The 1,811-nt window shown below is 63.7% G+C and carries 2 protein-coding genes; one reads left to right on the top strand and one right to left on the bottom strand.

Going from position 1 to position 1,811, the window contains the following annotated elements; all coding sequences use genetic code 11:
- Positions 1-122: 122 nt before the first annotated feature.
- Positions 123-1,241, bottom strand: a complete 1,119-nt coding sequence (locus Q7V20_RS03680) for an IS256 family transposase (RefSeq protein WP_304787291.1) — start codon at positions 1,239-1,241, stop codon at positions 123-125.
- Between the two features lie 297 nt (positions 1,242-1,538).
- On the opposite strand from Q7V20_RS03680, the gene Q7V20_RS03675 reads away from it, so the two are divergent.
- The coding region (locus Q7V20_RS03675) for a hypothetical protein (RefSeq protein ID WP_304787289.1) at positions 1,539-1,811 on the top strand (273 nt) is incomplete at its 3' end.

Genomic DNA, 1,811 nt, shown 5'->3' with positions numbered 1-1,811 from the left:
AAAGTAGTGTAAAGAGTTTTCTGTAATTTGATATGCCTTCCGTATTGGGTATCGGTCCGGTTTAGGGTTAGCCCAGTTAGTTCCCAGGGGGGCTAGCCCCCCTGGGAACTAACTGGTTTGTTTTAACGCCGCTCCATGTTCAAATAACGCTTCTCCTCGCCCTGCCACTTTTCACTCAGTTCCAGTATCATCGCCCCGAACAAGCGGATGCACGAACTCTCGTTGGGAAAGATCGACACCTTGCGCGTGCGCTTGCGGAACTCCCGGTTTTGCCGCTCGATCATGTTCGTCGTCCGCAGCCGCCGCCGGTGCTCCCGCGGAAAGGCCAGCACCGCCAGCGTGTCCTCCACCCCCGCCCGCAGCGCCTTGGCCATCTTGGGCAGCCGCTTCTCCCACTTGGCCGCCACCGCTTCGGCTGCCGCCAGACAGGCCTGCGGCTCCTCGCTGGTGTAGATGGCCTTGAGGTCTGCGGCCAGTCCCTTGCGATCCTGCCACGCGGCTTTGTTCAGCAGTTCACGCATCAGGTGCACCTGGCAGCGCTGCCAGGCCGCCCCCTGCAAGTGCTTGGCCAGGGCCTTGCGGATGCCCTGGTGGGCGTCGCTGACCACCAGCTCCACCCCGCGCAGCCCGCGCTCCTTCAAGTCGCCGAAGGCCTCGCCCCAGGTCGCCTCGCTCTCGGAGTCGCCCAGCCAGTAGCCCAGCACGTCGCGCCGGCCCGCCTCGTCGATGCCGCAGATCACCAGCACCGCCGTGCTCTCGATCCGCCCGCCCCGACGCACCTTCTCGTAGCGCGCGTCGACGATCAGGTAAGGATATTCGTGTGCCGCCAGCGGCCGCTCGCGCCACTTGCGGATCTGCTCGTCCAACTCGGCCGTGGCCCGGCTGACCAGCCCCGGCGAGACCGCGAAGCCGCCCATCGCCTCCAGCACATCGTTGACTTCGCGGGTGGAGACCCCCTTGATGAACATCTCCTGCAGCGTCATCAGCAGGGCCTTCTCGGTGCGCTGGTAGCGCTCGAAAAGCGTGGGGCGGAAGCCACCCTCGCGCACCTGGGGCACGCCGAACTCCAACTCGCCCAGGCGCGTCTTCATCGTGCGCGGCTTGTAGCCATTGCGGTGGCCCTGGCGCCCCGCGGCACGCTCGTAAGGCTGGGCGCCCAAGTGGCGCTCCACCTGGCCCTCCAGGACGTGCTGGACCGCGATCTGGACCATCGCCTTCAGCACGTCGGGCTGAACGAACATGCCGTCGGCTTCCGCGGGCCCCTCCCTTCCTCCTTGACTTGCCTTACCGTTTGGGTTTCTCATGCTCTTGACCATCGTTGTGCTCCTTCGTGGTTTTTTTCTGGCCGAATCAAACCTTTACGAAAAGCACAGCGGTGGTCAACCGCGAATTACAGAAAATAAGCTACACTATCGGTTTTTTGCCGGGTATTGCTGGCGGTCTCTTTGCGTGATATTTCTTGTGGGAAACCAAGAAGCCGGATATGTAGTAACAAGGCGTTTGGTGTTTGGAAATTTCGCTCGGGTGGGAGTCGTTGCATGAACCTCAGGCAATGGATGACATTGGGCGCGGCGCTGCTGTGCGCGGCCGGGGCGGCGGGCGCCGCGGAAGGCCAGATCGCGCCCGCCGCCGCGAATCCCCTCACCACCGCGACCCGCGAGGCCGACATGGTGCCGACCCTGGACGAGCTGGCCAGCCTCTGGCTGGACGTCGGCCAGATCGCCCACATGCCCTCGCTGCACAATTTCAACGACATGGCCGTCTGCACCCCGGACCTGATGGGGGTGCAGTTCTGGCCCGGCAATACGCTA

Source organism: Aquabacterium sp. (assembly GCF_030652515.1).
GTDB lineage: Bacteria > Pseudomonadota > Gammaproteobacteria > Burkholderiales > Burkholderiaceae_C > Aquabacterium.
Note: the sequence above shows the minus strand (reverse complement) of the source record. Positions and strands in the feature narration are given on the sequence as shown.